The following is a 21,712-nucleotide window of genomic DNA, read 5'->3' as shown; positions in this document are numbered from 1 at the left end:
AGGGGCCTCAGTCGCGGCCGGGCGCGCGGTCGTCGGGATCCTCGGGGATCTCGATCGTGTGCGTGGGGTCCGGCTCCTGGGTCGGCGGCTTCGACGTCGGGGTCTGCGTCGGCGGCGTGGTCGGCGGGGACGACGACGGCGACGGCGAGGGGGACTGCGACGGCGGCTTGGACGTCGGGTCCTTCTCCGGCTTCGTCGGCTTGCTCGACGGCTCCTCGGGCTCCTTCGACAGCGTCGGCTCCGGGGGCGGCGCGATGGCCGCGCCCATGTCCGTGTCGAGGTCGAACCTGCTGGGCGCGCCCATCGCGTCGAAGGTGTACGCCGCCCAGATCTGGGCGGGGAAGCTGCCGCCGTCGACGCGCGCCCGGCCGCCGGCGCCCTTCATCGACACCTGCTGGCCCTTCTCCTTGGTGTCGGGCGCGCCCTCGCCGAAGAGGCCCACGGAGGTGACCAGCTTCGGCGTGTAGCCGGTGAACCAAGCCGACTTGTTGTCGTCGGACGTACCCGTCTTGCCGGCCACGTCCTGCACGGGGTGGCGCACGGCGCTGCCGGTGCCGTCGTCGACCACGCCGGTCAGGACGGAGGTCAGCGAGTCGGCGGTGGTGCGCTTGACGACCTGGTCACCGATCGGGTCGGGCAGGTCGACCGTGCGGTCCTTGTGCTCCACGGAGCCGACCAGGGCCGGGGTGACCTTCTTGCCGTGGTTGTCGAGCGTGGCGTACACGCCCGCCATCTCCAGCGGGCTCGCGCCCATGGAGCCGAGGGTCTGGGCGGGCACCGCGGGCAGGCCCTTGACGTCCATGCCGAGGGTGCTCGCCATCTCCATGACCTTGGGCATCCCGACGTCCACGCCCATCTGCGCGAAGACGGAGTTGACGGACTTGTTCATCGCCTTCTGCACGGTGACCGGGCCGTAGTCGACGTTGTCCTCGTTCGGCGGCGCGAAGGCGACGTCGCTGCCCTTGACCGGGCGCCTGCTCGTGCCGTCGTAGACCGTGCCGGCGGTGATCGGCTTGCCGTCCTGGGTCGTCGCGCCGTGCTCCAGGGCCGCGGCGAGGATCAACGGCTTGAAGGTGGACGCCGACTGGTAGTCGCGGCGGGTGGCGTTGTTCGTGAAGTGCTTCACGTAGTTCTCGCCGCCGTACATGGCGAGGACCTTGCCGGTCTTCGGGTCGACGGACGCCGCGCCCGCCTGGACCCGGGCGTCCGCCTTGTTCTTCTTCCGGTCGAGCTTGTCGTTCAGCTCCTTGTCGACGGCCTTCTGGAGCTGCTTCTGCTTCTTGGGGTCGATGTTGAGCGTGACGGTGTAGCCGCCGGCCTCGAACTCGGCCTCGGACAGGCCGCTGTTGCGCAGCACCTCGCGCTTGGCCTCGTCGACGAGGTAGCCGATCTGTCCCTCACGGCCGGGCGGGGCCTTGGGGTCGTGCGGCTTCGGGAAGGTGAGGCCCTCCCGCGTGCCGGAGTCCAGCCAGCCCTCCTCGACCATGTTGTCGAGTACGTAGTTCCAGCGCTGCTTGACCAGCTTCTGGCCGGTCGGCGTCGCGGACGACCAGTCGTACTGGCTCGGGGCCTGGAGCAGGGCGGCGAGGTAGGCGCCCTGCGCGACGTTCAGTTTCTTGGCGTCGACGCTGTAGTAGGCCTGGGCGGCGGCCTGGATGCCGTAGGCGCCGCGGCCGTAGTAGCTGGTGTTGATGTAACCCGCGAGGATGTCGTCCTTGCTCTTCTCGCGGTCCACCTTCAGCGAGATCACCAGCTCCTTCAGCTTGCGGCTGACGGTCTGGTCCTGGCTGAGGTAGTAGTTCTTCACGTACTGCTGGGTGATGGTCGAGCCGCCCTGCTTGCCCTTGCCGGTCACCGTGTTGAGCACGCCTCGGGCGGTGCCCTTGAAGTCGATGCCCTCGTCCTTGTAGAAGGACTTGTTCTCGGCGGCGACGAAGGTCTTCTGCACCTTCTCGGGCACCTTGTCCAGGTCGACGATCTCGCGGTTGATGTCGCCGGTCCGGGCGATGACCTCGCCGTTGCTGTACTTGTAGACGTTGCTCTGCATCTTGGCCGCGGCGTTCCCCTTGGGGATGTCGACCACCATGTACAGGATCACGAAACCGAGCATGCCGAGCAGGCAGAGCCCGAAGAACGTCCCGAGAAGCTTCTTCCAGGTGAAGAAGCGGCGTATGCCGGTGCGCTTGGGCTTGCCCCCGCCGGACGGGCGCCCGCGCGCTGCCCGGCGGGCACCGCGCTGCCGCGCTTGTCGTTCTTCGGCTCGGCCCATGACTGAGAGTGCTCCGCTTCCGTCTAGTCCACATGCGTACGTCGAGTCAGCTCATGAAGCTAACACCGCACCCTGGGACAAACTCCTGCCGATCCGGTCTTTTGCGGACGTGACAATGAGCACCTGCCCCTTAGGAACCGACGTCCGGGAGCCCCCGATGGTTGCCCGCCTGTCGCACAAACGATCGCCGCACCAGACGTATACACCGCACGTATACACGCCGTGTATAGTGCTCCGTATGTCCATTGGCCACACCCTTCTGGGGCTCCTGGAGTCCGGCCCGCGGCACGGTTACGACCTCAAGCGCGCCTTCGACGAGAAGTTCGGGCACGACAAGCCCCTGCACTACGGACAGGTCTACTCGACCATGTCCCGGCTGCTGAAGAACGGCCTCGTCGAAGTCGACGGCATCGAGGCGGGCGGCGGTCCCGAACGCAAGCGGTACGCGATCACCGAGGCCGGCGTCACCGATGTCCAGCGGTGGCTCGCCACCCCGGAGAAACCCGAGCCCTACCTCCAGTCGACCCTCTACACCAAGGTCGTCCTCGCGCTCCTCACCGGCCGCGACGCCGCCGAACTCCTCGACGTGCAGCGCGCCGAGCACCTGCGCCTGATGCGCATCCTGACCGACCGCAAGCGCAAGGGCGACCTCGCCGACCAGCTCATCTGCGACCACGCGCTCTTCCATCTCGAAGCCGATCTGCGCTGGCTCGAGCTGGCCGCCGCACGCCTCGGCAAGCTCGCCCAGGAGGTGCGCCCCGCATGACCCCCGCCGGTTCCCTCCTCACGGCCCACGCGCTGCGCAAGGCGTACGGCCCGACCACGGCGCTCACCGACGCGTCGTTCTCGATCCACCCCGGTGAGGTCGTCGCTGTCATGGGCCCCTCGGGCTCCGGCAAGTCGACCCTGCTGCACTGCCTCGCCGGGATCGTCCGGCCCGACGAGGGCTCCATCACGTACGACGGCCGTGAGCTGACCGGCATGCCGGACTCCGCCCTGAGCGCCCTGCGGCGCAGCGAGTTCGGCTTCGTCTTCCAGTTCGGCCAGCTCGTGCCCGAACTGACCTGCGTCGAGAACGTCGCCCTGCCGCTGCGGCTGAACGGCGCCCGGCGCAAGGACGCCGAGGCGACCGCCCGCACCTGGATGGAGCGCCTGGAGGTCGAGGACGTCGCCGCCAAGCGGCCCGGCGAGGTCTCCGGCGGCCAGGGCCAGCGCGTCGCCGTCGCCCGCGCCCTCGCCACCGGCCCGCGCGTGATCTTCGCCGACGAGCCGACCGGCGCCCTGGACTCGCTCAACGGCGAGCGCGTGATGGAGCTGCTGACCGACGCCGCACGCTCGGCCAACGCCGCCGTCGTCCTCGTCACCCACGAGACGCGGGTGGCCGCCTACTCCGACCGCGAGATCGTCGTGCGCGACGGCAGGTCGCGCGACATGGAGCGGATCGTATGAGCCTCGACACCCGCGCCCGGGCGACCGCCCGGCCCGGGCCGCCGGACCCCGGGCACACCGCGCCCACGGGCGTCCGCGCCTGGCTCCGCGACCTCGGCATGGGCATACGCTTCGCCGTCGGCGGCGGCCGTGAGGGCTGGATCCGCACGCTGCTGACCGCGGTCGGCGTCGGGCTCGGCGTGGCGCTGCTGCTCGGCGCCTCCTCCGTGCCCAACCTGCTCCAGAACCGCGAGAACCACACGGCGGCCCGCTCGGGCGACGACTTCTCGGGCAAGCGCGTCAAGCGGAGCGACTCCACCGTCCTCCAGCGCGACGCCCCGACCGACTTCCGTGACTCCACGGTCGGCGGCCGCGTCCTGCGCTCCGAGGGCGACCGTCCGGTTCTGCCGCCCGGCCTGGAGAAGATCCCGGCGGACGGCGAGATGGTCGTCTCGCCCGCCCTGCGCGACCTCCTGAACAGCTCCGACGGCACCCTGTTGAAGGAGCGGTTCAGCGGCTACCGGATCGTCGGCACCATCGGCGACGCCGGCCTGGTCCACCCCCAGGAGCGCTACTTCTACGCGGGCTCCGACGCGCTCACCCCGGCCAAGGGCGGCCACCGGGTGGCGGAGTTCGGCTACGAGACGCCCACGGAACCCTTCGATCCGCTGCTGGTCGTGCTCGTCGTCCTGATGTGCGTGGTCCTGCTGACGCCGGTCGTCATCTTCATCGGCACGGCCGTCCGCTTCGGCGGCGACCGGCGCGACCGCCGCCTCGCCGCGCTGCGCCTGGTCGGCGCGGACGCCCGCGCGGTGCGCCGGATCGCGGCGGGCGAGGCGCTGTGCGGCGCGCTCCTCGGCCTCGCGGTCGGCGGTGCCCTCTTCCTGGGGCTGCGTCAGCTGATCGGCACCATCGACATGTGGCAGATCAGCGCCTTCCCCGCCGACCTGACGCCGGTGGCCTCCCTCGCGGCGCTGGTCCTGGTGGCCGTCCCGGTCACGGCCGTCGTCGTCACGCTGATCTCGCTGCGGGCCGTGTCCATCGAACCGCTGGGCGTCATGCGCAGCACCAAGGTCCGCAAGCGGCGGCTGTGGTGGCGTGTCCTGATGCCGCTCGCGGGCTTCGGCATCCTGCTGGCCGCGGGCCGCGTCGGCGGTGACTACGGGCCGCCGGTGTACGCCATCGGCTCGGGTGCCACGCTCACCCTGGTGGGCCTGGCCGCGCTGCTGCCCTGGCTCGTCGAGGCGAGCGTGTCCCGGCTGCGCGGCGGCCCTGTTCCCTGGCAACTGGCCGTCCGCAGGCTCCAGTTGAGCAGCGGCACGGCGGCCCGCGCGGTGAGCGGCATCACGGTGGCGGTGGCCGGCGCGGTCGCCCTGCAGATGCTGTTCGGCGCGATGCACGACGACTTCAACCGGATGACGGGGGCGGACACCGCCCGCGCCAAGATCTCGGTCCGCGCCGACGTCGGTGACGCCGCGCTCGCCGACAAGATGATCGACGGCTTCCGCACCACCAAGGGCGTCAAACGGGTCATCGCCACGGTCTCCACGTACGCCGTCAGGCCCGGCAGGCTGAAGGACTCCGAGGACATCCGCCCCACCACGCAGCTGACGGTCGGCACCTGCGCCAACCTCCGCGAACTGGCCCGCATCGGCACATGCGAGGACGGCGACACCTTCGTCGTCCACACCAAGGACAAGGAGATGAACAGCTGGGTCGACGAGTCGGCCCGCCCCGGCAAGCAGCTCGACCTGAACCCCATCAGCTGGGACGAGCCCGGCCACAAGCACGTCCTGTGGACGCTGCCCGCCGACGCCCGCGAGGTCACCGCCCGCCCCGACCCGAGCGGCGACCTGCACGACGGCGTCTACGCCACTCCCGGCGCGGTCGACAAGTCCAAGCTGGTCGACGCCTCGACGAGCGCCATGATCCAGGTCGATCCGGACACCCCGGACGCCGAGGAGCACGTCCGCAACACGGCGGCCCGCCTCGACCCGTTCCTCGACGTGATGACGTTGCGCGCGGTCGAGCGCGACCAGCAGTACGCGACCGTCCAGACCGGCCTCCAGGTCGGCGCACTGGCGACGATGACGCTGATCGCGGCCTCCATGCTGGTGTCGATGCTGGAACAGCTGCGCGAGCGCAAGCGGCTCCTCGCGGTGCTCACCGCCTTCGGCACGCGCCGCGGCTCGATGGCGTGGTCGGTCCTGTGGCAGACGGCGATCCCGGTCGCCGTCGGTCTGGCGCTCGCCGTCGCGGGTGGCCTCGGCCTCGGCTGGGTCATGGTCCGCATGATCGACAAGTCCGTCACCGACTGGTGGAAGTTCGTGCCCCTGACGGGCGCGGGCGCCGTCCTCGTCGCGGCCGTGACCCTGCTCAGCCTGCCGCCGCTGTGGCGCATGATGCGGCCGGAGGGCCTGCGGACGGAGTAGCCCGGCCGCCAGCCGTCGTACGTGGCCGGTGCGGGATCACACCACCCGCACCGGCAGCGGCCGCACGGCCCCGCGCAGGGCCCGCGCCAGCTCCTCGTACTCCGCGGCGCGCGCCGCGCCCGTCCGCATCGCGAGCGCGATCCGCCGGGTGGGTGCCGGGTCGGCGAAGTACCCGGTGAGCAGCTGGTTGCTGCGGCTGGTCTCCACGCGCACCGCGGTGCGCGGCAGCAGCGTCACGCCGAGCCCGCCGGCGACCAGCTGGACGAGGGTGGAGAGCCCGGCGGCGGTCGTGGTGACGGGGGCGTCGGCGCGCCCCGCCTCGCGGCAGATGTCCAGGGCCTGGTCGCGCAGGCAGTGCCCCTCGTCGAGCAGCAGCAGGTGCAGCTCCTTCAGCGCCTCGCGCGGGATGCCCTCACGTCCGCCGAGCCAGTGGTCGAGCGGCGTGACCAGTACGAAGTCCTCGTCGAAGAGCGGCAGTTCGGTGACGCCCGGCACGCCCAGCGGCACCGCGAGCAGCAGCAGGTCGAGCCGCCCGGCCGCGAGCCCTTCGAGCAGCGAGGAGGTCTGCTCCTCGTGCACCTGGAGGTCCAGGTCCGGGTACTCCTCGTGGACCAGCGCGATCACCGTCGGCAGCAGATACGGTGCCACGGTGGGGATCACACCGAGCCGCAGCGCCCCGGTGAACGGCGCCTTGACGGCGTCGGCCTCCTCCAGGAGCGCCTCGACCTCGCCGAGGACGGCCCTGACCCGCACCGCGAGGCGTTCCCCGGCCGGGGAGAGCAGCACCTTGCGCGTGGTGCGCTCCAGGAGCTGGACACCCAGTGCCTCCTCCAGGGCCGCGACGGCGCCGGAGAGGGCCGGCTGGCTCATTCCGATCGCCGCGGCCGCGTCCCTGAAGTGCAGATGTTCCGCCACCGCGGCGAACGCGCGCAGCTGCGCCAGGCTGGGCTGTTTGCCGTTGCTCTGCTTGCCAGGGAGCTTTCCCCTATTTATGGCTCGCACTGATAACCACCTCCGATCAACTTGACCCAGTCTAGCTATTTCCCTAATCAATGCACCCTGTGCCACCATCGAGATCCGTCCAACCCGCAGGAAAATCCCCAAAAGGGATTTACCTCGTCGCAAGGAGTACGTGTGCTCACTGTCGGTGACAAGTTCCCCGAGTTCGACCTGACCGCCTGTGTCTCCCTGGAGAAGGGCGCGGAGTTCGAGCAGATCAACCACAAGACCTACGAGGGCAAGTGGAAGATCGTCTTCGCGTGGCCCAAGGACTTCACCTTCGTGTGCCCGACCGAGATCGCGGCCTTCGGCAAGCTGAACGACGAGTTCGCCGACCGTGACGCCCAGATCCTCGGCTTCTCCGGTGACTCCGAGTTCGTGCACCACGCCTGGCGCAAGGACCACCCGGACCTGACCGACCTGCCCTTCCCGATGCTGGCCGACTCCAAGCACGAGCTCATGCGCGCGCTCGGCATCGAGGGCGAGGACGGCTTCGCGCAGCGCGCCGTCTTCATCGTCGACCAGAACAACGAGATCCAGTTCACGATGGTGACCGCCGGTTCCGTGGGCCGTAACCCCAAGGAGGTCCTGCGGGTCCTCGACGCCCTGCAGACCGACGAGCTCTGCCCCTGCAACTGGAGCAAGGGCGACGAGACCCTCGACCCGGTCGCGCTGCTCTCGGGCGAGTGAACGGAAGGCTCTGACATGGCACTCGACGAACTCAAGTCCGCCGTACCGGACTACGCCAAGGACCTGAAGCTGAACCTCGGCTCGGTCATCGGCAACAGCGACCTCCCGCAGCAGCAGCTCTGGGGCACCGTGCTGGCCTGCGCCATCGCGTCCCGCTCCCCGAAGGTGCTGCGCGAGCTGGAGCCCGAGGCGAAGGCGAACCTCTCCCCCGAGGCGTACACCGCCGCCAAGTCGGCCGCCGCCATCATGGCGATGAACAACGTCTTCTACCGCACGCGTCACCTGCTCTCCGACCCGGAGTACGGGACGATGCGCGCCGGTCTGCGGATGAACGTCATCGGCAACCCGGGCGTCGAGAAGGTCGACTTCGAGCTGTGGTCCCTCGCGGTCTCCGCGATCAACGGCTGCGGCCAGTGCCTGGACTCGCACGAGCAGGTCCTGCGCAAGGCCGGCGTCGACCGTGAGGTCATCCAGGAGGCGTTCAAGATCGCCGCGGTCATCCAGGCCGTGGGCGTCACGCTGGACTCCGAGGCGCACCTCGCCTAGTTCATGACGAGAAGGGGCCCGGAACCATTGGTTCCGGGCCCCTTTTCCGTATGCCGGTCTTACTGCGGCGGGGGATCCGACGCGGACACGTCCGACGCCGTGGCCCCCTGCGGTTGCGGCTCCCGCGCCGCCTTCAGCGCGGCCTCGCGGGAGTACGCCCGCAGATAGCCGACCACCGTGTTCGTCACGGCGACCAGCGGCACCGCCACGACGGCCCCGCCGATCCCGGCCACCATGCCGCCCGCGGCGACCGACAGGATCACCGCCAGCGGGTGCACCCGCACCGCGCGGCCGAGGATGAACGGCTGCAGGATGTGCCCCTCGATCTGCTGCACCGCGAGGACCACCGCCAGCGCCATCACCGCCGTGAACACGCCCTGCGTCACGAGCGCGACGACCACCGCGAGGGCGCCGGAGACCACGGCACCGACCAGCGGCACGAACGACGCCAGGAAGATGATGACGGCCAGCGGCACCGCCATCGGCACCCCGAGGAAGTAGATGCCGAGGCCGATGAAGATGGCGTCGATCATGGCCACTATGACCGTGCCGCGCACATACGCGGTGAGGGTGCGCCAGGCACGCGGCCCCGCCCCCGCGATGCCGGGCCGGGCCTGGGCGGGCACCAGCTTCAGGAACCACTGCCAGATGCGCTTGCCGTCGTAGAGCAGGAAGAGCGTCGAGAACATCGCGAGCAGGATGCCGGTCAGCGCCTCGACGATGACGGTGACGCCTTCGAGGCCGGCGGAGGTGAGCTCCTCGGTGTTGGCACCGACGGCGTCGCGCAGGCTCGTGGCGATGTCGTTGATCTGGTCCTCGGTCACGTGGAAGGGGCTGTTGAGCAGCCACTTGCGCAGGTCCTCGATGCCGTCCTGGACCTGACCGGAGAGTTCGTCGGCGTTCTCCATGACCTGCCAGACGACGAACCAGCCGACCAGGCCCATGATGACGAAGCCGAGGATCGCCGTGACCGCCGTCGCCAGCCCGCGCGGCAGGCCGACCCTCCGCAGCCGGGCCACCGTGGGCTGGAGCAGCGCGGTGATCAGCAGTGCGGCCACGAAGGCGAGCACCACCAGCTGGACCGCGCTGATGACCTTCATCAGGACCCAGAGCGTGCCCGCGAGGATCAGCAGCCGCCAGGCGGCCTCGGCGGCGACCCGCATCCCCCACGGCACGGCCGCCGCGGGGTCGGGTCTGGCCGCCACGGCGGGCGCGTAGGCCGGCGGCGGAGGCACGTGGTCGGGCTCCACGCCCGCGACGTCGTCCGGCTCGTCGTCCTTGGCCCGCTGCTCGTTCAACCGCTCGCTCATCTCGCTCAGTCCGGCACCGAGCCTGCCGAGCCACCCTGGCACTCGCGACATGATCCGTCCTCTACCCCCGTCTTTCCCCACCACTCCCCGGGGAGCCGTCCGCACCGACCGTACACGGCAGAAACCCCCCACCGCAGGACGGTGAGGGGTCTGCCGAGGTTGAGCGCGGCAGGGCCGGGGTATGGCCTAGTACCAGTTGTTCGCCTGCCAGAAGTCCCAGGCGCCGCACGGGCTTCCGTAGCGGTCGTTCATGTAGTTCAGGCCCCACTTGATCTGCGTGGCCGGGTTGGTCTGCCAGTCGGCGCCCGCCGAGGCCATCTTGGAGGCGGGCAGCGCCTGGACGAGGCCGTAGGCGCCGGAAGAGGCGTTGGTGGCCTTGTAGTTCCACGTGGACTCGTGGTTGACGATGTTGCTGAAGCACTGGAACTGGCCGCTGGGGACCATCTGCCGTGCCATCGCCTGGACCTGGGCGACCGTATAGGAGCTCTGCGGAGCGAAATCCTTGGCGTCGCGCGCGGAGGAGCGGCTGGCCTTGGTCTCGGCCTTCTCCTCGCGCTCCTTCTTGGCGGCGGCCTTCTTGGCCGCCTCCGCCTTCTCCGCGGCCTGCTGCTTCTCGATCGCCGAGGCGGCGGCCTGCTTGCGGGCCTCCTCCGCGGCGGTCTTCTTCGCGGCGGTGTCGGCGGCCATGGCCTGCGCGTCGGCCTGCTGCGTCAGGGACGCGGTCTGGACCTGGGCCTGCTGACCCGCGGGGATCTCTGCGAGGAGCGTCGCGTCGCTCGCCGCTGCCTCGAAGTCGTTCGTGTTCGAGGGCTGGGTGTTGCCCGAGGCGACACCCACGACAGCTCCGACGGTGGTGACCGCGGTGGCAGAAGCCACGGCGAATCCCCGGACCGAAATCCGGCTCACACGGTTTCCTTCCAGCATCGCCCGCATAGGTGACCTCGCGGACGCAATCGTGCCCCTGGCGCTGGCCTCCGCTTGCGATCGGTCACGGGAGGCACGGGCCCGGTGGGCAACTCCCGTGTCGGGAGCGCCGCGTGGTGCTCGGGCGGCATGCGACGGCCACTATGAAGTTCTGTTGTGCCGTACCGCTGGGGGTACACGTGTGTCGCATGCGGGGCCTGACAGGACTGAGACTCTGCCGCAGCCGGACACCGCAAGGCAATTCTCCGTTGCGTGGGAAAGCTCACACGCCGTTTACCCCAGGAGTTTTCCGGAAACAGGCGCACACGACGGCGCCGCCCGGCTAGGCTCCTTCGCTTCGCCGGACGGCGCCAACTACCGTGCTTTTGCCGTGAACTGACTCAGATGTGGCCGTCCTCCAGCATTTCGGTCACCAGGGCCGCGATCTGCGAACGCTCGGACCGCGTGAGGGTGACGTGCGCGAAGAGCGGATGGCCCTTCAGCTTCTCCACGACGGCGACCACCCCGTCGTACCGCCCCACGCGGAGGTTGTCGCGCTGGGCGACGTCATGGGTCAGTACGACACGGGAGTTCGCCCCGATCCTGGAGAGCACGGTCAGCAGGACGTTCCGCTCCAGGGACTGGGCCTCGTCCACGATGACGAACGCGTCGTGCAGCGAGCGGCCGCGGATGTGGGTGAGCGGCAGGACCTCCAGCATGCCGCGCGCCGTGATCTCCTCGATGACCTCTTTCCCGGCCACCGAGCCGAGCGTGTCGAAGACCGCCTGGGCCCACGGACCCATCTTCTCGGCCTCGCTGCCGGGCAGATAGCCGAGCTCCTGCCCGCCGACCGCGTACAGCGGACGGAAGACCATCACCTTCTGGTGCTGGCGGCGCTCGAGGACGGCCTCCAGGCCCGCGCAGAGCGCGAGCGCCGACTTGCCGGTGCCGGCGCGCCCGCCCATGGAGACGATGCCGACCTCGGGGTCGAGGAGCAGATCGAGCGCGATCCGCTGTTCGGCGCTCCTTCCCTTGATGCCGAAGGCCTCCCGGTCGCCGCGTACGAGACGGACGTTGCCCTCCGCTGTGACGCGGCCGAGGGCCTTGCCCTTCGCGGACTGGATGGTGAGGCCGGTGTGCACGGGCAGGTCGGCCGCCTCGGGGACGTACAGCTGGTCTTCCTCGAAGAGGAGGTCCACCTGTTCGCCGGAGAGGGCCAGCTCGGACATGCCGGTCCAGCCGGAGTCCGTGATGGCGAGTTCGGCGCGGTACTCCTCGGCGAGCAGTCCGACCGAGGACGCCTTGATCCTGAGCGGCAGGTCCTTGGAGACGACCGTGACGTCGTACCCCTCCGCCTGGAGGTTGCGGGCCACCGCGAGAATCCGTGAGTCGTTGTCCCCCAACCGGTAGCCGGCCGGGAGCACGCCGGGATCGGAGTGGTTGAGCTCGACGCGCAGCGAGCCGCCCAGGTCCCCGATGGGGATCGGGGCGTCCAGGCGGCCGTGCCGGATCCGGAAGTCGTCCAGCAGGCGCAGGGCCTGCCGGGCGAAGTAGCCGAGCTCCGGATGGTGCCGCTTGGCCTCCAGCTCCGTCACCACGACGACCGGCAGCACGACTTCGTGCTCGTCGAAGCGGGTCAGGGCGTTCGGGTCGGCCAGCAGGACGCTGGTGTCGAGAACATAGGTGCGCCTGTCGGGCATGCGGCGCTTTGTGCTGGTCACCACGGAAGGACGTACCCCCTCGGATGAGGTCGCGGAGCGACGGGAGGGATGCCGGGCGGGCCGGCGGATGTGAACCGGACCGGACGCGGCCGCGATGCGCGGGCCGAGCGCCGGCCCTCCACGTCGCCCGCGTTGCGCACACGGTCGTCCTGGTGCAAAGGGCCTCCCGGGCGGACGGCCCATGCCGCCCGCTGAGATACGACGTCCCTTTCGGATACTGCTCGGACGTCGACCTGGAAGGCTTATTCCCTCCAACGAGCGCCGCCATGCCACGGCATATGACGACGCGTTGGTTAACTCCGGGTTACCCGGGCCTCAGGGGTGGGTGCGGGTCAGCCGCCGTAGCGGCGGTGGCGGGCCGCGTAGTCACGCAGCGCGCGCAGGAAGTCGACCTTGCGGAAGGCCGGCCAGAAGACCTCGCAGAAGTAGTACTCGGAGTGGGCGGACTGCCAGAGCATGAAGCCCGACAGGCGCTGCTCGCCGCTCGTGCGGATCACCAGGTCGGGGTCGGGCTGGCCGCTGGTGTAGAGGTGCTTGGAGATGAGGTCGATGTCGACGCTCTCCGCGACCTCCTCCAGGCTGGTGCCCTTGTCCGCGTGTTCCAGGAGCAGCGAGCGGACCGCGTCGGCGATCTCCTGGCGGCCGCCGTAGCCCACGGCGACGTTGACCAGTATCCCGGTGTTGTCGTGGGTGGCCTGCTCGGCTTCCTTCATGACGGCCTGGGTGCGGGCGGGCAGCAGGTCGAGCGCGCCGACGTGGTGCACGCGCCAGCGGCCGTCCGCGACGAGCGAGCGGACCGTGGCCTCGATGATGCCGAGGAGCGGGGTGAGCTCCGACTCCGGCCGGTCGAAGTTGTCGGTGGAGAGCATCCACAGCGTGACGACCTCGACGTCGGTCTCGGCGCACCAGCCGAGGAACTCCTCGATCTTGTACGCGCCGGCCTGGTGGCCCTGTGCGGTGGTCCCGCCGGACGCCTTGGCCCAGCGGCGGTTGCCGTCGAGGATGACCCCGATGTGCTTGGGCACCTGGTCGTGGTCGAGGCGGCCTTCCACCCGGCGTGCGTAAAGTCCGTACACCAGGTCGCGCAGGTTCACGTCTGTCAGCCCCTCCAGCAGATGGTGGTCCTCAAGGGGTGTGCGTAGGGCAGTCCCCGAGGGCGACACCCTACCGCCGCACGGGCCGCCCGCCGAAGTCGGGTCCCGGTCGCTGAAGTAGCTTCATCTCCATGAACGACACGTCTCTGTACCGCGCGGCCGAGGGCCGTTACGACGCGATGGAGTACCGGCGCACGGGGCGCAGCGGCCTGAAGCTGCCCGCGGTCTCCCTCGGGCTCTGGCACAACTTCGGTGACGACAAGGCCCTGGACACGCAGCGCGCGATCCTGCGCCGCGCCTTCGACCTGGGCGTCACGCACTTCGACCTGGCCAACAACTACGGCCCGCCGCCCGGTTCGGCGGAGCTGAACTTCGGCAAGATCTTCGCCCAGGACTTCGCCTCGTACCGCGACGAACTGGTCATCTCGACCAAGGCCGGCTACCTCATGCACCCCGGCCCGTACGGCGAGTGGGGCAGCCGCAAGTACCTGCTGTCGTCGCTGGACGCGTCGCTGGAGCGGATGGGTCTCGACTACGTCGACATCTTCTACTCCCACCGCTTCGACCCGGAGACCCCGCTGGAGGAGACGATGGGCGCGCTCGCCTCCGCCGTCCAGCAGGGCAAGGCGCTCTACGTCGGCGTGTCGTCGTACAACAGCGAGCAGACCGCCGAAGCGGCGCGCCTGCTGCGGGAGATGGGCGTGCCCGCGCTCATCCACCAACCGTCGTACTCGATGATCAACCGCTGGACCGAGGAGGACGGCCTGCTCGACACCCTGGAGGAGGCGGGCATGGGCTGCATCTCCTTCGTGCCGCTCGCCCAGGGGCTGCTCACGAACAAGTACCTGAAGGGCATCCCGGAGGGTTCGCGCGCCACGCAGGGCAAGTCCCTGGACCCGGATCTGCTGAGCGACGAGGTCGTGCGCCGGCTGAACGGCCTCAACGACATCGCGGCGGCCCGCGGCCAGTCACTCGCCCAGCTCGCCCTCAACTGGGTGCTGCGGGACGAGCGGATGACCTCGGCGCTGATCGGCGCGTCGAGCGTCGGGCAGCTGGAGGAGAACGTGGCGGCGCTTGCCGGGCCGAAGCTCACGGACGAGGAACTCGCGGCGATCGACACCTTCGCGGTGTCGACGCCGGGCACGAACATCTGGGCGGGGCGCAGCTGACGCGTCGGCTCGGCGCGTCAGCCGCGTACGGGGCGGGCGCGCCGGGTCAGCCATGGGCGCGCGGGCGCTTGAACCACGCGCCCGCGGCGCCCTGGGAGAGCAGGACGACGACGGCGATGGCACCGAGCAGGGGCAGCAGCCCCACCGGGTTGCCGTTCGCCGCTCCCCCGAGGCCGAGCGCTGTCTGCACGCTCATCAGGACGATGCAGGTGACGCGGATGCCGTTGCCGACGCTGCCGAAGCGGAAGGCCATGCCGGCCGTGACCAGGAGGCAGAGGTTGACCCCGAGGGCGGCGCCGCCCGTCTCGGGGTTGACCACGGCGACCGCGAGGGCCGAGCCGAGGACGGTGAGCCCGGCGAGGGCCCAGGTGATGATCTGCGCGGCGCGGACGACGCCGGGCATCCGCTGCGGGGCCTGCGGGCCGTAGCCGTGGCCGGGGTCCTGCGCGGGGCCCGGGTAGGCGGGGAGGCCCGCCTGCGGGTGGTGCGGGGCTTGGGGCGGTGGGGGGAGCTGATCAGACATGTACCTGACCATAACGGCGCGTGGATCTTGGCGCCGCCGCCACCGGGGCCCCGGCCTGAACGCGGGCACAAAAAACGGGCCGGTCCGTGGGGGGGAGACGGACCGGCCCGAGGGGGGGTTTCCACCATAACCCTTCGTAAGGGATTTCGCGTGCATCGGCGTGCCACAACTACTCTCCGAGACCACGCGACGACTGCGCGAGCCCGTTCTGGGGCCGGAATCCCGGGTTCTGCGGCGGATTTCGGCCGGGCGCGGCCGTACTCCACACGGGGGACCCCGCAGGCGTTCGCGCGCTTGACGCGCCGGGTGTGCGCGCCGCTAACTTCGCCGGATGGCGACGATGAAGGTCTTCGGCCCGCCCCCGGAGCCCGGCGGGGCGATCTCCGCGGAAGGCGCCTCGGAGATCCCTCTGGAGATCGCGGGATCGGCGCGGGCGCGGCGACGGGGGCTGCTCGGCCGTACGGGTGTGACAGGGGCGCTGCTGCTGACGCCGGCGCGTGGCGTGCACACCGTGGGGATGCGGTTCGCCGTTGATGTGGCGTATCTGGACCGCGAGTGGCGTGTGCTGTCCGTGCGGACGATGCCGCCGGGCCTGATCGGGGTGCCGCGCCCGCGGGCCCGGCATGTGATCGAGGCGGCTGCCGGGTCGCTGGCCGAGTGGGGCGTACGCCGGGGTGCGCGGATCGTCGTGCACGGCGCGGGATGACGGCTCGCGGTGCCGCGCGGCCCCCTCCACCGCACGGCACCGCACGCGTAGCTTTGCTCACGCGAATTAGCCTTGGTCTGAACTTACGTGACGGGTAGGGGCAGATCGAGCCAGTATTGATAACGATGCGGAATCAAGGCTTCGATTCTGGGGCCCGCGGGGCGGTGCGATGCGGGTGATGCGTGGGCGGGCCTTGCCCGGAACGCCCCATCAGGCGGCGTTCTGCGCCCTATTGGCCATGTCCGTCTCGTCGGTGCCGGTGCCGCTGCCCTTGCCGGTGCCGTTGTTGGTGCCGTAGCTGCTGTCGGCGCTGCCGTTCGCCTTGCCGGCCACGATCTGCTCCATGTGCTGGTCGCCCCACAACCCCAGGGGAAGCAGGGCCGTGTTGAGGGACTGGCCGAGGTCGGTCAGCGAGTACTCGACCTTCGGCGGCACCTCGCGGTAGACCTCGCGGTGCACGATGCCGTCCGACTCCAGTTCGCGCAGCTGCTGGATCAGCATCTTCTCGCTGACACCGGGGATGTGCCGCCTCAGCTCACCGAAGCGCAGCGTCCGGCCCGCGTACAGCGCCCACAGGATCATGGGCTTCCACTTGCCGCCGACGACGTCCACGGCGGCGTCGAGCCCGCAGGCGTACGGCTCTCGTTCCTTGCGCACGGCCAACTCCTCCTGTCACGCGGTCACTTACCGGAATGACAGTACCGACTGTGCGGCTATACGGGCTTGCGGATGTCGAAGAGGTGGCGGGAGCTGTGCGCCACGAAGGGGCCTTCGGCCCGGATCCGGTCGTGCAGCTCGCGCAGCCGGGGACGGTATTTCTCCACGCTGAAGTCCGGGACCATCCACACCACCTTGCGCAGGAAGTGGACGACGGCTCCGACGTCGAAGAACTCCATCCGCAGTCGCTCGGCCCGCAGGTCCACGACCTCCAGGCCCGCCGCCTCGGCCTCGGCGCGCTCCAGGTCGGGGTGGCGGCCGTTCCTGACCTCCGCCGGCTGCGGCCCGAGGAAGTACTCGACGACCTCGAAGGCGCTGGCGGGCCCGACGTGCTGCGCGAAGTACGTGCCGCCGGGGCGCAGCACGCGGGCGATCTCACCGAAGCGGGCCCGCACTGGATGGCGGCTGGTGACCAGGTCGAAGGCGCCGTCCGCGAACGGCAGCGGGGCGTCCTCGGGCGAGGCGACCACCGCCACGCCTCGCGGGTGCAGCAGCGCGGTGGCCTTGGCGACGTTCGCGGGCCAGCCCTCCGTGGCGACGGCGAGGGGCGGCAGGGTGGCGGCGGAGGCCAGCACCTCGCCGCCGCCGGTCTGGATGTCGAGCGAGGCCTCCGCCCGCGCGAGGCGCTGTGCCATGACCTCGGCGTAGCGCCAGGAGGGCCGCGCTTCGGTGGCCCGGCCCTCGAACCAGGAGAAGTCCCAGCCGGCGGTGGGCGCGGCCTCCGCCTCGGCGACGAGGTCGTCGAAGTCGTCGAGGGTATGGGGCGCGGGGCGGGCGGGGTGGCTGGGGCTGTTGCTCATGGGGCAATCCTGGCGTAGCGGGGTCCTCCGTCGGCAGCGCTTCGGGGACGTGTTCAGCCGGTGGCGTTCGTGCCGGTGCCGGTGCCTGTGGTGTTTCCGGTGCCGGTGCCTGTGGTGTTTCCGGTGCCGGTGCCTGTGGTGCTTCCGGTGCCGGTTGCTCCTCGGGGGAACGAGACCTCGACTCGGCGGTTCTTCTTGCGGCCCTCCTCGGAGCCGTTGTCCGCGATCGGGTAGTCCTCGCTGTAGCCGCGCACGGAGAAGGTGACCTCGGGGCCGAGGTGCCCCGCCAGCTCGTCGTGCACCGCCTCCGCGCGTTCGCGGGAGAGCTTCTTGCCGTGGCCGTAGGAGCCGAGGTTGTCCGTGAAGCCGAAGACCCTGACGTCCGTGGCCTTCTGCGCCTTGGCCTCCTCGGCGATGGCCTTGATGCGGGCGTTCGCCTCCGGGTTCAGCTCCGCGCTGTCCTTGGGGAACAGGACCTCCGCCTGGAGCGCGAACTTCACGTCCGTGTTGGTGTCCTCGCGGCGCTCCTCACCGCCGAGGTCCTCGACGACGGACTTGATGTCCAGCACCTTGGCGGGCGCGAGCGTGGCCCCGTCGGCCAGCTTCAGCCCCGGGCTGTTGGAGTCGACTTCGGGGGGCGGGGAGGTGGTGGTGCTGCCGGGGGGTGCGGTGGGGTCGCCGCCGTCGGCCCAGGCGGGGGTGGGGGCGAGGAGGAGGAGCAGGGCGGTGAGGGTGGCGGTGGTTGTGGCGGTGGCGGTGGCGGTGCGGAGGTGGGGGCGGGTCATGGGTTACTCACCCTCGGAGAGTTCTATGGGGGCGGGGGGCATCGACCCCACTTGGAAGGTGACCTTGTCGATGCCATCCGGGGGTGCGGGGAACTGGGCGAACCAGTCGACGGTCTGCCCCGAATCGAGACCGCCCTCAAACTTGGTGCAAAGGCACCGCCCACTCGTGTCCCGCAGGACCAGGTATCTCTTCTTTCCCTCACCGTCCACGAGGCTCGCCCCGGCGACAGATCCGCCGTTCTTCTGCAGCTCTTTCTCGTCACCGCGCCATTGGCCGCCCGTCCACAGGCCACCCGACGTGTTGGTCACTTTTCCTGAGACCGTGACGAAACCACCTTCGTCACGATTAGCTGAAGTGATCACGAGGGTCACCCCGTCACCCTTGGCTTCGGCCATGGTCCGGTCCTCGGCAGGCTCCTGGGAACCCTTGTCCTTACCGTCACCTCTATTGGGAGGCGCGGTCGACTTGGATGTCTTGTCGGGCTCGTCTCCGTCCCCACCTCCGCCGCAGCCGACGGCGGTGAGGACCAGCCCGGCCGTGATCACCACAGCAGCCATTGACCTGCGGGCCGGCATGGAAAGCCGAATACTCATCACTACCGCTTCCTTCCTTCGCCGGTCAGCCGGCCAGGTGGACAGAGAAGAGGACGGAGGCATCCGGAAGATCACCTCGTTCAAAGTCGTCCGGATCGATCTCGAAGGACTCTTCGCCGTCGCAGTCGAATTCCACGACCTTCTCGGGGTCCGCTGATGGATCGACATCGCAACGCGGTTCGATGATGGCGGTGGCCTCGGCGTTCGCATGCTTGGACTCGGTACCCGGAATGATCGAGTCGCCCACGGTGTAGTTGGTTCGGACCTCTACCCGGAAGCCTGGAAAGCCGTTCACCTCGGCGGGTGAAAGACCAATGACCGTCGAATCGTTCTGCGCGGCCAGCGCATCGGCGGCTCCCTGCGATCCGGCGCCGGTGTACTTGTCACCTGCCAGCCAGTCGAGCCAGTCGTCTCCCTCGCCGATGGACAGGCCCAGCCCTTCGACCAGCTCGTCCCGGGAGTCCTGGGCCGCCGCCAACGCAGCCGCGTCCGCCGCCGACTGGGCTCCGTTACGTGCGGATGCAGCCTGGGCGAACGCAAAGAAGGCGAACGCAACAAAGAGCAGAATCCCCGTGAGCCAGATGTAAATGGGGAGGGTCTGCCCTAAGTCGCTCCGCAGGTGGCTACGCGTCACCCTCCGACGACGTCGCTCACCGCATTGCCGATTGCCGTGGAGATCTTGTTGTCGAGGGCCAGGCCGTCGATCAACGTATAGATCCCCGCAATAAGAATCATCAACCCCGCATACTCCACGAACCCCGCCCCCGCGTCCCGCCCCCTCCCCCGGACCCGCGAAGCGACAGTCACCGTCCAGTCGACCCAGACTCTGAGCGCGCGTTCCTTCAGCACGACGGCCCCTTCTCTCCCACCCGATTCGACGACTGCCGGCAACAACTCTGCGGGACCGGCGGCCAGACGGGCGCCGCTCGTCCGCAAGTTGGCGGATTCTCTTCCCTCTCGGTGAGATCACCATGCACGAAGCCCCCTCCCGCGAACCGTGAACTCAACCCCGACTGTCCCACACCACATTGCACCCGCGAAGGGCTTTCGCACAGTTGACGGACGTCTTTTCATCGGCGCCCAGATCAGCGCCCCAGAATCGAACCGAAGTCCGACCCCGAGCCGAGGAACATGCCCGCCGCGATCAAAATCATCGTGGCCGGCAACATGAAGACCAGCGTCACCATCGTCGCCTTGGGAATGGTCTTCGCGGCCCTGCGGCGCGAATTCTGGGCGTCCGTGCGCCGCATGTCCGTGGCCAGCTGGATGAGCGTGTCCGCGATGGGCGAGCCCAGCTCCTCGCCCTGCTGGAGCGCCGAGACGAACTGGGCGACCTGCTCCGACGCGTTCCGCCGGCGCAGCTCGTCGAAGGCCTGGCGGCGGCTGACCCCCATGTCCATCTGGCGCAGCGTGATCCGCAGTTCGTCCGCCCAGGGCCCCTCGTACCGCTCCGCCACCCGGTCCAGCGCCTGCCGGAAGCCGAGGCCCGCCGAGACGACGACGGCGAGGACGTCCAGGAAGTCGGGGAGCGTGCGGTCGATGACCTCGCGGCGTTCGCGGATCGCCTGCCAGATCAGCGCGTCCGCCGCCGTCGCCCCGAAGGCGAGGGTGAGCAGACCGAAGAGCGGGGAGCCGTTCACGAGGAACACCAGGCCGAGGACGACTCCGAAGATGCCGTAGACCGCCCGCCGTGCCCCGTAGCGGTCGATGGTCAGGCCCCCGGGGTTGCCCGCCATGTCGATCCGGCGGCGCTTGGCGTCGACCCGCCGCCGGCCCATCAGGCGCAGGACGAGGGGTGCGAAGCGCATGCCGAGCCGGTCCACCGCCGAGCCCGTCGCCGAGACGCGGGTGGCGCCGACCTCCAGGGCGACGGCCAGGTCGGCGGGCAGCTTCGCGTCCGCGCGGTACATGCGGACGCCCTGGCAGACGCCGGCCACGGCGAGGCCCATCGCGACCGCTAGCAGCAAGCCCAGCAACGTAACTCCCCTTCCCGTACCGGCATTTCTAGACCTCGATCTTGCCGAGGCGTCGGATGACGAAGAAGCCGATCCCGTACAGCCCCAGGGAGATCAGGATCAGCGTCTGGCCCACCGGGGAGCCGGTCACGCGCTCCAGGGCCCCTTCGTTGGAGGAGTTGATCAGGAGCAGCGAGCCGAGGCCGAGCAGGGGGACCGTGAACGCCGTCGCGTGGACCTCCGACAGCATCGTGCGGACCTCGCGCCGCGTCTCCTTCCTGTCCTCCAGGGTCTGGGTGAGGTTGCGCAGGGAGTTGACCACCGTGCCGCCCGCCTTGTTGGACAGGACGAGCGTCGTGACGAGGACGATGAGCTCGCGGGACGGGAGGCGTTCGGCCAGTTCGCCGAGGGTGTCGTCGATGGAGCGGCCAAGGGTCAACTGGTCGGCCACGTGGGAGAGTTCCTCGCCGGCCGGGGCCTCCAGTTCCTCCGCCGCCATCGCGAGGGAGGTGCGCAGGGCCAGGCCGGCCGCCGTCGCGTTGGCCAGGATGCGGGCGACGTCGGGAAGCTGGTTGATGAACGCCTCGATGCGCTTCTGGCGCTGCCAGTTGAGGAAGGCGACGGCGCCCCATACCGCCACCAGCCCCGCGACCGGGCCGAAGAAGGGCGCGAGCGTGGCCGCCGCCAGCAGCCAGAGCGCCGCGACGACGGCGACGACGTAGGTGAAGAACTCGCCCGCGGTCAGATCCAGGCCCGTCGAGGACAACCGCAGGTGGATGGCGCGGCCCAGGCGGGTGCGGCGCAGGCGGCGGTCGACGGCCACGAAACGGCGTGCGCGGCCGGGCGGGCCGCCGTCCCCCGTGCCGGGCCCGAGCGCCAGCCGGTCGACCAGGGCCTGGCGCTGGGCGCGGCCCGACGCGTAGGAGTGGACGCCCGCGACGGCGAGCGTGCCGGTCAGGATGGTGGCCCCCAGGGCGAGCAGCGCGGGGTCGGTCATCGTGGGCCCCCTCCCGCCCGGCAAAGCCCGGCCTGGCGAAGACCCGTCCGGCACAGTCCCGCCGGGCGCAGTCC

22 protein-coding genes are annotated in these 21,712 nt (G+C 70.1%); 7 read left to right on the top strand and 15 right to left on the bottom strand.

From position 1 onward, the window contains the following. Window positions 1-7: 7 nt before the first annotated feature. Window positions 8-2,269, bottom strand: a complete 2,262-nt coding sequence (locus KKZ08_RS24425; RefSeq protein WP_223776483.1) for a transglycosylase domain-containing protein — start codon at window positions 2,267-2,269, stop codon at window positions 8-10. A gap of 238 nt (window positions 2,270-2,507) precedes the next feature. On the opposite strand from KKZ08_RS24425, the gene KKZ08_RS24420 reads away from it, so the two are divergent. From KKZ08_RS24420 to KKZ08_RS24410, 3 genes are all read left to right on the top strand, one after another. Next, window positions 2,508-3,035 (top strand): PadR family transcriptional regulator, encoded by a 528-nt coding sequence (locus tag KKZ08_RS24420; protein ID WP_223776482.1) that lies wholly within the window; start codon window positions 2,508-2,510, stop codon window positions 3,033-3,035. Beyond that, window positions 3,032-3,718, top strand: coding sequence for an ABC transporter ATP-binding protein (locus KKZ08_RS24415; RefSeq protein WP_223776481.1), 687 nt, complete (start codon window positions 3,032-3,034; stop codon window positions 3,716-3,718). Before KKZ08_RS24420 ends, KKZ08_RS24415 begins: the two co-directional genes overlap by 4 nt. A gap of 98 nt (window positions 3,719-3,816) precedes the next feature. Next, on the top strand, window positions 3,817-6,129 hold the full coding sequence (locus KKZ08_RS24410) for an FtsX-like permease family protein (protein WP_223779167.1): 2,313 nt from the start codon (window positions 3,817-3,819) through the stop codon (window positions 6,127-6,129). Between the two features lie 36 nt (window positions 6,130-6,165). Here KKZ08_RS24410 and KKZ08_RS24405 read toward each other — a convergent pair whose 3' ends face one another. Continuing rightward, on the bottom strand, window positions 6,166-7,131 hold the full coding sequence (locus KKZ08_RS24405; RefSeq protein ID WP_223776480.1) for a LysR substrate-binding domain-containing protein: 966 nt from the start codon (window positions 7,129-7,131) through the stop codon (window positions 6,166-6,168). Window positions 7,132-7,263: 132 nt separating this feature from the next. On the opposite strand from KKZ08_RS24405, the gene KKZ08_RS24400 reads away from it, so the two are divergent. Continuing rightward, entirely contained in the window at window positions 7,264-7,818 is a 555-nt protein-coding gene (locus KKZ08_RS24400; protein ID WP_127909977.1) for a peroxiredoxin, read from the top strand. Window positions 7,819-7,833: 15 nt separating this feature from the next. Beyond that, the gene (locus tag KKZ08_RS24395; RefSeq protein ID WP_127909976.1) at window positions 7,834-8,364 is read left to right on the top strand and encodes an alkyl hydroperoxide reductase; all 531 of its coding nucleotides are present in this window, start codon (window positions 7,834-7,836) and stop codon (window positions 8,362-8,364) included. A 59-nt stretch (window positions 8,365-8,423) separates the two neighbouring features. Here KKZ08_RS24395 and KKZ08_RS24390 read toward each other — a convergent pair whose 3' ends face one another. From KKZ08_RS24390 to KKZ08_RS24375, 4 genes are all read right to left on the bottom strand, one after another. After that, complete coding sequence (locus KKZ08_RS24390; protein ID WP_223776479.1) at window positions 8,424-9,725, bottom strand: AI-2E family transporter; 1,302 nt, start codon at window positions 9,723-9,725, stop codon at window positions 8,424-8,426. 135 nt (window positions 9,726-9,860) lie between these two features. Then, window positions 9,861-10,598 carry a lytic transglycosylase domain-containing protein gene (locus KKZ08_RS24385; RefSeq protein WP_223776478.1) on the bottom strand — a complete coding sequence of 246 codons (738 nt, stop codon included), beginning with the start codon at window positions 10,596-10,598 and terminating at the stop codon, window positions 9,861-9,863. Window positions 10,599-10,978: 380 nt separating this feature from the next. Continuing rightward, on the bottom strand, window positions 10,979-12,301 hold the full coding sequence (locus tag KKZ08_RS24380; protein ID WP_223776477.1) for a PhoH family protein: 1,323 nt from the start codon (window positions 12,299-12,301) through the stop codon (window positions 10,979-10,981). Between the two features lie 329 nt (window positions 12,302-12,630). After that, window positions 12,631-13,392: an isoprenyl transferase gene (locus KKZ08_RS24375; protein WP_223776476.1), complete on the bottom strand. Its 762-nt coding sequence runs from the start codon at window positions 13,390-13,392 to the stop codon at window positions 12,631-12,633. A gap of 131 nt (window positions 13,393-13,523) precedes the next feature. Here KKZ08_RS24375 and mgrA point away from each other — a divergent pair, with 131 nt between their 5' ends. Continuing rightward, complete coding sequence (gene mgrA / locus KKZ08_RS24370; protein WP_223776475.1) at window positions 13,524-14,561, top strand: L-glyceraldehyde 3-phosphate reductase; 1,038 nt, start codon at window positions 13,524-13,526, stop codon at window positions 14,559-14,561. 46 nt (window positions 14,562-14,607) lie between these two features. Here mgrA and KKZ08_RS24365 read toward each other — a convergent pair whose 3' ends face one another. Next, window positions 14,608-15,084, bottom strand: a complete 477-nt coding sequence (locus tag KKZ08_RS24365) for a hypothetical protein (protein WP_223776474.1) — start codon at window positions 15,082-15,084, stop codon at window positions 14,608-14,610. A gap of 340 nt (window positions 15,085-15,424) precedes the next feature. Between KKZ08_RS24365 and KKZ08_RS24360 the strand changes: the two genes are divergently transcribed. Next, window positions 15,425-15,790: a DUF192 domain-containing protein gene (locus KKZ08_RS24360; RefSeq protein WP_223779166.1), complete on the top strand. Its 366-nt coding sequence runs from the start codon at window positions 15,425-15,427 to the stop codon at window positions 15,788-15,790. A 210-nt stretch (window positions 15,791-16,000) separates the two neighbouring features. On the opposite strand, the gene KKZ08_RS24355 is transcribed toward KKZ08_RS24360, so the two are convergent. From KKZ08_RS24355 to KKZ08_RS24320, 8 genes are all read right to left on the bottom strand, one after another. Next, complete coding sequence (locus tag KKZ08_RS24355) at window positions 16,001-16,447, bottom strand: helix-turn-helix domain-containing protein (RefSeq protein ID WP_223776473.1); 447 nt, start codon at window positions 16,445-16,447, stop codon at window positions 16,001-16,003. 56 nt (window positions 16,448-16,503) lie between these two features. Beyond that, the gene (locus KKZ08_RS24350) at window positions 16,504-17,307 is read right to left on the bottom strand and encodes a class I SAM-dependent methyltransferase (RefSeq protein WP_223776472.1); all 804 of its coding nucleotides are present in this window, start codon (window positions 17,305-17,307) and stop codon (window positions 16,504-16,506) included. 53 nt (window positions 17,308-17,360) lie between these two features. After that, window positions 17,361-18,092: an OmpA family protein gene (locus KKZ08_RS24345; protein WP_223776471.1), complete on the bottom strand. Its 732-nt coding sequence runs from the start codon at window positions 18,090-18,092 to the stop codon at window positions 17,361-17,363. A 3-nt stretch (window positions 18,093-18,095) separates the two neighbouring features. Next, window positions 18,096-18,686, bottom strand: a complete 591-nt coding sequence (locus tag KKZ08_RS24340; RefSeq protein WP_223776470.1) for a hypothetical protein — start codon at window positions 18,684-18,686, stop codon at window positions 18,096-18,098. Window positions 18,687-18,711: 25 nt separating this feature from the next. After that, window positions 18,712-19,320 (bottom strand): pilus assembly protein TadG-related protein, encoded by a 609-nt coding sequence (locus KKZ08_RS24335; protein WP_223776469.1) that lies wholly within the window; start codon window positions 19,318-19,320, stop codon window positions 18,712-18,714. Continuing rightward, window positions 19,317-19,535 carry a hypothetical protein gene (locus tag KKZ08_RS24330; protein WP_223779384.1) on the bottom strand — a complete coding sequence of 73 codons (219 nt, stop codon included), beginning with the start codon at window positions 19,533-19,535 and terminating at the stop codon, window positions 19,317-19,319. The genes KKZ08_RS24335 and KKZ08_RS24330 overlap by 4 nt, the downstream gene beginning before the upstream one ends. Before the next feature lie 236 nt (window positions 19,536-19,771). Beyond that, window positions 19,772-20,662 (bottom strand): DUF5936 domain-containing protein, encoded by an 891-nt coding sequence (locus KKZ08_RS24325; RefSeq protein ID WP_223776468.1) that lies wholly within the window; start codon window positions 20,660-20,662, stop codon window positions 19,772-19,774. 28 nt (window positions 20,663-20,690) lie between these two features. Further along, window positions 20,691-21,638, bottom strand: a complete 948-nt coding sequence (locus KKZ08_RS24320; protein ID WP_223776467.1) for a type II secretion system F family protein — start codon at window positions 21,636-21,638, stop codon at window positions 20,691-20,693. Window positions 21,639-21,712 lie beyond the last annotated feature (74 nt).

It is taken from the genome of Streptomyces sp. 135, from assembly GCF_020026305.1.
Lineage (GTDB): Bacteria > Actinomycetota > Actinomycetes > Streptomycetales > Streptomycetaceae > Streptomyces.
Note: the sequence above shows the minus strand (reverse complement) of the source record. Positions and strands in the feature narration are given on the sequence as shown.

Coding starts and splice junctions, on each gene's coding strand:
- KKZ08_RS24425 (WP_223776483.1), bottom strand. CDS start 2,269: ATGGGCCGAGCCGAAGAACGACAAGCGCGGCAGCGCGGTGCCCGCCGG.
- KKZ08_RS24420 (WP_223776482.1), top strand. CDS start 2,508: ATGTCCATTGGCCACACCCTTCTGGGGCTCCTGGAGTCCGGCCCGCGG.
- KKZ08_RS24415 (WP_223776481.1), top strand. CDS start 3,032: ATGACCCCCGCCGGTTCCCTCCTCACGGCCCACGCGCTGCGCAAGGCG.
- KKZ08_RS24410 (WP_223779167.1), top strand. CDS start 3,817: ATGGGCATACGCTTCGCCGTCGGCGGCGGCCGTGAGGGCTGGATCCGC.
- KKZ08_RS24395 (WP_127909976.1), top strand. CDS start 7,834: ATGGCACTCGACGAACTCAAGTCCGCCGTACCGGACTACGCCAAGGAC.
- KKZ08_RS24390 (WP_223776479.1), bottom strand. CDS start 9,725: ATGTCGCGAGTGCCAGGGTGGCTCGGCAGGCTCGGTGCCGGACTGAGC.
- KKZ08_RS24385 (WP_223776478.1), bottom strand. CDS start 10,598: ATGCTGGAAGGAAACCGTGTGAGCCGGATTTCGGTCCGGGGATTCGCC.
- mgrA (WP_223776475.1), top strand. CDS start 13,524: ATGAACGACACGTCTCTGTACCGCGCGGCCGAGGGCCGTTACGACGCG.
- KKZ08_RS24365 (WP_223776474.1), bottom strand. CDS start 15,084: ATGTCTGATCAGCTCCCCCCACCGCCCCAAGCCCCGCACCACCCGCAG.
- KKZ08_RS24360 (WP_223779166.1), top strand. CDS start 15,425: ATGAAGGTCTTCGGCCCGCCCCCGGAGCCCGGCGGGGCGATCTCCGCG.
- KKZ08_RS24350 (WP_223776472.1), bottom strand. CDS start 17,307: ATGAGCAACAGCCCCAGCCACCCCGCCCGCCCCGCGCCCCATACCCTC.
- KKZ08_RS24345 (WP_223776471.1), bottom strand. CDS start 18,092: ATGACCCGCCCCCACCTCCGCACCGCCACCGCCACCGCCACAACCACC.
- KKZ08_RS24340 (WP_223776470.1), bottom strand. CDS start 18,686: ATGAGTATTCGGCTTTCCATGCCGGCCCGCAGGTCAATGGCTGCTGTG.
- KKZ08_RS24320 (WP_223776467.1), bottom strand. CDS start 21,638: ATGACCGACCCCGCGCTGCTCGCCCTGGGGGCCACCATCCTGACCGGC.